Origin of the sequence: Anaerotruncus sp. 1XD42-93, assembly GCF_009917605.1 — a bacterium.
In the GTDB taxonomy this organism is placed as follows: domain Bacteria; phylum Bacillota; class Clostridia; order Oscillospirales; family Ruminococcaceae; genus Anaerotruncus.
Map to the genome: position 1 here is coordinate 1 of NZ_QZEG01000182.1, position 1196 is coordinate 1196.

The following is a 1196-nucleotide window of genomic DNA, read 5'->3' on the forward strand; positions in this document are numbered from 1 at the left end:
ATACCGTTGTCGTCCTTGGGCGGAATCTCCCAGCTGCCGGAGGAACCGCCGCCGCCCCCACTGGGACCGCCGCCGCTTCCTCCCGGCTTCAGGTTGTCATCCGGCCAACCATCCCCATCGGTATCTACGTTGGTATCCGGTTTCCCATCCCCGTCTGCATCAATATCAAGGTCGGGTTTCCCATCTCCATCCGCGTCAATATTCAGGTCGGGCTTTTTGTCGCCATTCGTGTCAATGTTCACATCTGGTTTCTTGTCGCCGTTGGTGTCGATGTTAATATCTGGCTTGCCGTCTCCGTTGGTATCAATGTTGATGTCCGGTTTCCCGTCGCCATTGGTGTCGATATTGATATCCGGTTTTCCATCGCCATTGGTGTCAACATTCAGATCGGGTTTTCCATCTCCATCTGTGTCAATATTTAGATCAGGCTTTCGGTCGCCGTCGGTGTCAATGTTAATATCCGGCTTCCCATCGCCATCTGTGTCAACATTCAAATCTGGCTTTCCGTCTCCGTCCGTATCAATATTTATATCAGGGTCAGGTTCTTCGGGGTCTGGGTCTGGTTTGTCTGGATCAGGGTTATCCGGGTCGGGTTCCTCCGGGTCTGGCTTTTGATCGGTTGGCGGCATTGTCCCTGTACGGACAGGTAGCCACCAATCATAATATCGGTTGATTGTCTGCCCGTTAATCTGCCATTCGTGATCTTCTGGGTAGACATAAAACCGGCCGGAACCGCCGGAAGATGTCAAAGTATCCCTGTGCGGATACTGCCCCAAAGACCCAGAAAGCGGTGATGCGTCAATCACATACGAAAAGCTCAACATAGTAAGATTCTCATAAATCTTGTTGTTGCAAAGCAGTTTGTTATTGGCAGCATCATATTGCAGGAAGATATACTTTGTGCCGTTGGGCATCGGCTGAAAGTGCATTGGATGTGCAGTCCTTGGGTCGCCATAGTTGAATTCGGCCAGCAGAGCTTCGGCAGACAGGCTTTTCGGGAATTTGTAGATATAGATATAGAATTTCTGATCGTAGGTGTTCTCCTGTCGAAGCAAAACCATGTAAGGGGAATCCGTTAAGTTGTCGATGAAAGTTTTCTGTATCTCCGCATTGGTAGTTTCAAAGGCTACCCTGGTGTTGCCTGTGAGATTCACAAAGGAGGGAACCTCCGGAACGAAAGGTTTCGCTGTAGATGT

The 1196-nt window shown here is 50.0% G+C and carries 1 pseudogene; it reads right to left on the reverse strand.

Annotated elements, in window-relative coordinates:
* A pseudogene (locus tag D5269_RS18945) lies at nucleotides 1-1154 on the reverse strand (hypothetical protein); the annotation flags it as partial.
* Nucleotides 1155-1196: the final 42 nt, after the last annotated feature.